The following is a 6,151-nucleotide window of genomic DNA, read 5'->3' as shown; positions in this document are numbered from 1 at the left end:
GGGCGCCCCCCAGCCGGTGCGGCTCGTCGCGGCACAGCACGGCGATGGCGAAGCTGCCGCGCAGCCGCGCCACGGCCGCCTTCACCGCCTCGAACAGGTCGCCGTCGTACAGGTGGTCGATCAGGTGCGCGATTACCTCGCTGTCGGTCTGGCTGGCGAAGACGTAGCCGCTGGCCTCCAGGCCCGCGCGCAGTTCCTCGTGGTTCTCGATGATGCCGTTGTGCGACAGCGCGATGCGCGCGGCTTCCTCGCGCGGCGAGAAGTGGGGGTGCGCGTTGCCCGTGACCGGCTTGCCGTGCGTGGCCCAGCGCGTGTGCGCGATGCCGGTGTAGCCCGCCAGCGCCTGCCGGGCGATGTCGGCCTGCAGGGCGGCAACGCGGTCCACGCTGCGCGCGCGCACCAACTGCCGGTCCTGGTGCAGCGCCACGCCGCAGGAGTCATAACCGCGATACTCCAGCCGCTTCAGGCCCTCGACGAGATTGGGCACGATGTCGCGCTGCGCGACCGCCCCGACAATTCCGCACATATCCGTTTTTCCCTCATGATCGGCCCGAGGCCGGGCCAGCGGTTAGCATGGTAGAGGGATCGGTATGTAATTTTCTTTCTTAAATCTATAAACAATGAAATAATCAGTCATCATCAAACAGTGATGAAATTTTATTTCATCTGATCTGGTGGAGTCCCCCATTGCCCGGCACCTTCCTGGACGAGCTCGACCTGCGCATCCTCCGCATCCTGCAGGCCGACTCGGCCATCTCGAACACCGACCTCGCCGAGCGCGTGCACGCCTCGGCGCCCACCTGCCTGCGGCGCGTGCGCCGGCTCAGGGAAAGCGGCGTCATCCAGCGCCAGATCGCCGTGCTGGATCCGCGCCAGACCGGCACGCCGCTGACCGCCATCATCGAGATCAGCCTAGACCGCCAGACCGCCGAGGACCACGACGCCTTCGAAGCCTATATCTGCGCCGAGGCCGCGGTCACGCAGTGCTACCGGGTTTCGCCGGGGCCGGATTTCATCGTCACGGTGGAGATGGCCGACATGGCCGCCTACGATGCGTTCGCGCGGCGGCTGTTCGCCGGCGCGTCCAACGTGCGCAACGTGCGGACGTTTTTCTCGACGCATCGGGCCAAGTTCGAGGCGAACGCGCCGGTGGCGGGAAGATAGAACCGGGAAGCCGGCGGGCCGCGATGCCTGCCGGCCAGCGCGGCTCCGGCGTTGAACGAGCCAGGGCGGCCGTCGGTGCCGTGCATCGGCGCGAGTTTCCGGTCAGGCCGCGATCCGGCCGCGGCTCCCGGCACCCGTCCCGACAGGCGATGTCAGGCGCAGGGCGGCCGGATGCCACCGGCGTTCATGCCGCGGCGTCGTCCGGTTCGGGATCCGCGGGCGCCGGGGCATCCGAAATCCACCGCAGAATATCCCGCCAGCTGACGATGCCGACCGGCCGGAACTGCGCGTCCACGATGGGGATGCACGAGATCCGATGAGCGAGAAACAGCGCGATGGCATCGGGGATCCTGGCCTCGGGGCGCAACGTGATCGGCTTGCGCGTCATGATCTGGTGCACGCGCTTGTTGAGGGTGTTGAGGTCCCTGGCCGACTCCACGTTGCTGCCGATGAACGGGCTCACCGCGCGCAGCAGGTCGCGGTCCGATACGACGCCATGCAGTCTCTCGTCTTCGACGACGAGCAGGTGATGGAACTTCGCCTCGTCGAAAATGTGCTTGACCGTTGCCAAGGTATCGTCGAACACCACGCTGACGATCTTTCTGGACATGATGCTATCGATGGTCACAACTGGCTCCGTGTTTGTCTTTTTCCCATGCGGGGTTGCCATTGCCCCGCGCGTGGCGCCGGTGGCCGGGCGGCCATTCTCGCTACGCGGGGCGGGGGCACAACCTGGGCCAGGCCGGGCGGACAGGGGGCGCAACCCGTGTCCGTCCTGCCCGGCGCCATTCCGCGACTACCTCCTGCAACGCTCGCAGGCTGTTCAGCATTGTGTTGTCGGCTGCGACCCCGGCTTTCTTTAGCGAGCCGTCCCGCTTCATGAGGGTGACGGGGACGCGGCGCGGCGCCGGGCGCATCATTTTCGGCCGGTATGTCCACTTCGTCTCCCAGGCCCGACCGGGCCAGGATCGGCTTCGGGATCGGCACCCCTTGCGAATTGCCCGTTCTGCGCATCGCTGCTTTCACCGGGGCACCGTCATGACGGGAACATGCCGGCACGGCACGCATGGACACGCAATGGCATGACATTGCCGGGCGGCATCGGAGGCGCGGCCGACGGCGGCGGCAAACGCTCGCCCGGCCTTTCCAGTCACGCCAGGATCGTCTGCAGGCGCGCCAGCGCGTCTTCCACCACTTCGGCCGGCACGCGCTCGACCTTCCTTGCGCCCCGCGCTTCAAGGTCCAGCGTGCGCACCATGTTCACCAGCGCGACGCCGTGGGTCTCGGTGCCGGACCCGGACAGCGGCACGGCGAAGCCGGCGAAACGGGCAACGTCGCCACCCTGCGTGATCGGCGCGACCAGCGCGACGCCGAGCGCGTTGAAGGCGGCGGGCGACAGCACGAGCGCGGGGCGGAAATCTCCCTGCTGCTCGCGGCCGGCCGTGGGGTTCAGGCTTACCCGCACGATGTCGCCCCGGTCGAACCTGGCGGACTTCACCATGCTTCGTGGCCGGCCGGCCCGGCGTGGTGCCAGGCAGCCAGGTCCGCGGGCATCGGCGCGGCGGGATCGCACTGCGCGACCAGTTCTTCGAGTGCGTACCGGGGCCGGGCGGGCTTGAGCAGGACGCCATCCTGGCGCACGTCGACGGTGAGCTTGTCGCCCAAGGCGACCTTGAGTTGTTCGAGCAGCGCGGCGGGCAGCCGCACGGCCGCGCTGTTGCCCCATTTCTGAATCGACAGTTCCACGGCAGGCTCCAGTAGATGTATAGCCATTGTAGATACGCTGGTTGTGGTGGTCAAATTTCGTATCTACGTTGTAGATACGTCGTCTCGCGGGAAGGCATGGCCTGTTTATCCGCGATGCGCGAGTTGCCGGCAAGGCGACAAGTCTCATTGATTGCGGCCGGCCGCCATTGGCTTGCGCCGCCCACGGAGGGATGTCGAAGGCGAAGGGCAGCCACGGAAACGAACGCCCGCGCAGCGAAAAAGGGGGAGGGAGGGAGGAGACGGGAGGGAGCGCGGCCCGGTCGCAGCCCGGGCCGCGAAGCCGAAGCGGGACGAGCGTCCCGCCTCGGGCAACGCCAGCCGGTATCAGACCACCGTGGCCAGCGCCAGCGTCAGCAGCAGCGCCACCACCGAGATGATGGTCTCGCACACGGACCACGTCTTGAAGGTCTGCGCCACGGTCATGTTGAAGTATTCCTTCACCAGCCAGAAGCCGCCGTCGTTCACGTGCGACAGGATCAGCGAGCCGGCGCCGGTGGTCAGCACCAGCAGTTCGGGGCGGGTGCCCGGCACGCTGGCGGCGATCGGGGCGACGATGCCGGCGGCGGTGGTCATGGCGACCGTGGCCGAGCCGGTGGCGATGCGGATCAGCACGGCCACCAGCCAGCCCAGCAGCAGCACGGAGACGTGCGCGCCGGTGGCGACGTCGACGATGGCGTTGGAGATGCCGGAGTCGCGCAGCACGCGGCCGAAGCCGCCGCCGGCGCCGACCACCAGCACGATGATGGCGGTGGGCGCCACGCATTCGTTGGTGAACTTGAGGATGTTCTCGCGGTTGAAGCCGCGCGCCTTGCCGAAGGTGTAGAAGCTCACCAGCGCGGCGATCAGCAGCGCCATCACCGAGTTGCCGATCAGCTTGAGGAAGTCGTTGGCGAAGGTCTTGGGCGCGGTGAGCAGGTCGGCCCAGCTGCCGATCAGCATCAGCGCCACCGGCAGCAGGATGGTGAAGATGGTGATGCCGAAGCCGGGCAGTTCATGCGTGCCCTTGCTCTCGTCCTCGGTGAACTGCGCGGCCAGCGGGTTGACGTCGGGCAGCTTGACGTAGCGGTCCATCAGCCGCGCGAACAGCGGGCCGGCGATGATGGCGGTGGGGATGCCCACGATCAGCGCGTACAGGATGGTCTTGCCGATGTCGGCGCCGTAGGCGGTCACGGCCAGCAGCGCGGCCGGGTGCGGCGGGATCAGGCCGTGCACGACCGACAGGCCGGCCACCATCGGGATGCCGACCAGCACCATCGAGGTGCCGGTGCGCTTGGCCACGTTGAAGGCGATCGGCACCAGCAGCACGAAGCCGACCTCGAAGAACACCGGCAGGCCGACGATGAAGGCGATCGTGACCATCGCCCAGTGCACGTTCTTCTCGCCGAAGAAATCGATCAGCGTGCGCGCGATGCGCTCGGCGCCGCCCGATTCGGCCATCATCTTGCCGAGCATGGTGCCCAGCCCGATGACCAGCGCGATGTGGCCGAGCGTGCCGCCGACGCCGGCCTCGAACGACTTGACGATGTCGCCCATCGGCATGCCCACGGCAAAGCCGAGCAGCACCGAGACGACGACCAGGGTGATGAAGGGATTGAGCTTGAACTTCGCGATCAGCACGACCAGTGCGATCACGGCGATCAGCGCGTACAGCAATAGTGTGGTTCCGGTGACGGCGCCCATATTGTCTCCTTGCTGCGGGGTCCGCCGGAGGGTCCGGCGGGGCTCTCCCGCGTCCGTTATGAAAATGGCCGCGCAGGCGGCCGGTTGAGGTGTTTGCCGGAAGGCGCTGGTCAGGCCGCCGGCTTCTTGTAGGCGATGCAGTCGATCTCGACCTTGCAATCCACCACCATGCTCGATTGCACGCAGGCGCGTGCCGGCGGGTTGGCGCCGAAATATTCCCTGAAGATCCTGTTGAACGAGGCGAAGTCGCGCGCGTCGTCCAGCCACACGCCGCAGCGCACCACGTGCTCGGGGCCGTAGCCGGCTTCGGCCAGGATGGCGAGCACGTTCCTGATGGCCTGGTGGGTCTGCGGCACGATGCCGCCGTCGATGACCTCGCCGGCCACCATCGGCACCTGGCCCGACACGTGGAGCCAGCCGTCGGCGGCGACCGCGCGGGCAAAGGGCATGTGCTGGCCACCGGAGCCGGTGCCGCCTTCCACGCCGAATCGTCTGATTTCCATGAAGACTCCTGAAGCGGATTGCTGAAATCGGGTTGCGGCGCCGCTAGCCGGCCACGTCGCCGGCGCGCCGCGCGCGCGGCAGGAAGCGGCCGGCGCGCGCGCCGGTGGCCGCGCGCTGCCGCCAGGACAGCGCGCCGTTGACCCACACCGCGGCGATGCCTTCGGCCGGCTGCATGGGGTCGGTGAAGCTGGCCGCGTCGCGGATGGTGGCGGCGTCGAACAGCACCAGGTCGGCCCAGTAGCCTTCGCGCACGAAGCCGCGCTGCGCCAGGCCGAAGCGTTCGGCCGACAGGCCGGTCATCTTGTTGACGGCCACGGCCAGCGGAAACAGTTCGCGGTCGCGCGCGTAGTGGCCCAGCACGCGCGGGAACGCGCCCCACAGGCGCGGGTGCGGCAGCGGGTCGTTGGGCAGGCCGTCCGAGCCGATCACGGTGGCGGGGTGGCTGAGGATGCGGTCCACGTCGGCGTCTTCCATGCCGTGGTAGACCGCGCCGGCCGGCTGCAGGCGGCGCGCGGCGTCTTCCAGGCTGGTCTGCCACCCGGCGGCGATGTCGGCCAGCAGGCGGCCGCCCATGCCGGGATGCGGCCCGGACCACGTGACCATGATGTCGAAGTCGCTAGTGACCTGCTTGAGGTCCAGCGTGGAGGAACTGGCGGTGTAGGGATAGCAGTCGCAGCCGACCGGCTGCCAGCGCTGCGCGCGCTCGAGCGCGTCGAGCACTTCGCCGCTGCGGCCCCAGTTGGCCACGCCGGCGCATTTCAGGTGCGAGATCACCACCGGCACGCGCGCGTGGCGGCCGATGCGGAAGGCTTCGTCCATCGCCTCCAGGATCTCGGCGAACTCGCTGCGCAGGTGGGTGGCGTAGAGCGCGCCGGCGCGCGCCAGCGGCTCGGACAGCGCCAGCACTTCGTCGGTGGTGGCGCTGAACGCGCTGGCGTAGGCCAGGCCCGTGGACAGGCCCAGCGCGCCGTGCGCCAGCGCCGCCTCCAGCTGCGCGCGCATGGCGGCGATCTCCGCCGGCGTGGCGGCGCGGTCG

Annotated in this window: 7 protein-coding genes and 1 pseudogene; 1 reads left to right on the top strand and 7 read right to left on the bottom strand. The window is 68.6% G+C overall.

The genetic code is table 11. From position 1 onward, the window contains the following. Positions 1–526 (bottom strand): annotated as a pseudogene (locus tag K206_RS0112975) (class II glutamine amidotransferase); the annotation flags it as partial. Between the two features lie 161 nt (positions 527–687). On the opposite strand from K206_RS0112975, the gene K206_RS0112970 reads away from it, so the two are divergent. Further along, positions 688–1,164: an Lrp/AsnC family transcriptional regulator gene (locus K206_RS0112970; protein ID WP_020202844.1), complete on the top strand. Its 477-nt coding sequence runs from the start codon at positions 688–690 to the stop codon at positions 1,162–1,164. Positions 1,165–1,348: 184 nt separating this feature from the next. Here K206_RS0112970 and K206_RS0112965 read toward each other — a convergent pair whose 3' ends face one another. From K206_RS0112965 to K206_RS0112940, 6 genes are all read right to left on the bottom strand, one after another. After that, complete coding sequence (locus K206_RS0112965; RefSeq protein ID WP_020202843.1) at positions 1,349–1,792, bottom strand: CBS domain-containing protein; 444 nt, start codon at positions 1,790–1,792, stop codon at positions 1,349–1,351. 522 nt (positions 1,793–2,314) lie between these two features. Beyond that, a complete protein-coding gene (locus K206_RS0112960; protein ID WP_020202842.1) occupies positions 2,315–2,665 on the bottom strand; it encodes a type II toxin-antitoxin system ChpB family toxin in 351 nt (116 codons plus the stop codon). After that, entirely contained in the window at positions 2,659–2,910 is a 252-nt protein-coding gene (locus K206_RS0112955) for an AbrB/MazE/SpoVT family DNA-binding domain-containing protein (RefSeq protein WP_020202841.1), read from the bottom strand. Before K206_RS0112955 ends, K206_RS0112960 begins: the two co-directional genes overlap by 7 nt. A gap of 345 nt (positions 2,911–3,255) precedes the next feature. Then, complete coding sequence (locus K206_RS0112950; RefSeq protein ID WP_029043574.1) at positions 3,256–4,611, bottom strand: GntP family permease; 1,356 nt, start codon at positions 4,609–4,611, stop codon at positions 3,256–3,258. Positions 4,612–4,721: 110 nt separating this feature from the next. Further along, entirely contained in the window at positions 4,722–5,114 is a 393-nt protein-coding gene (locus tag K206_RS0112945) for a RidA family protein (protein WP_020202839.1), read from the bottom strand. 43 nt (positions 5,115–5,157) lie between these two features. After that, positions 5,158–6,151, bottom strand: a 994-nt coding sequence (locus tag K206_RS0112940) for an amidohydrolase family protein (protein ID WP_020202838.1), incomplete at its 5' end; no start/stop codon positions are given.

The organism is Cupriavidus sp. WS, assembly GCF_000395345.1.
Lineage (GTDB): Bacteria > Pseudomonadota > Gammaproteobacteria > Burkholderiales > Burkholderiaceae > Cupriavidus > Cupriavidus basilensis_B.
This window is presented reverse-complemented; position numbering and strand designations above follow the sequence as displayed.

What these genes read in the sequence shown, in the direction of transcription:
- K206_RS0112960 (WP_020202842.1), bottom strand. Translation starts at nt 2,665, where the DNA reads ATGGTGAAGTCCGCCAGGTTCGACCGGGGCGACATCGTGCGGGTAAGC.
- K206_RS0112950 (WP_029043574.1), bottom strand. Translation starts at nt 4,611, where the DNA reads ATGGGCGCCGTCACCGGAACCACACTATTGCTGTACGCGCTGATCGCC.
- K206_RS0112945 (WP_020202839.1), bottom strand. Translation starts at nt 5,114, where the DNA reads ATGGAAATCAGACGATTCGGCGTGGAAGGCGGCACCGGCTCCGGTGGC.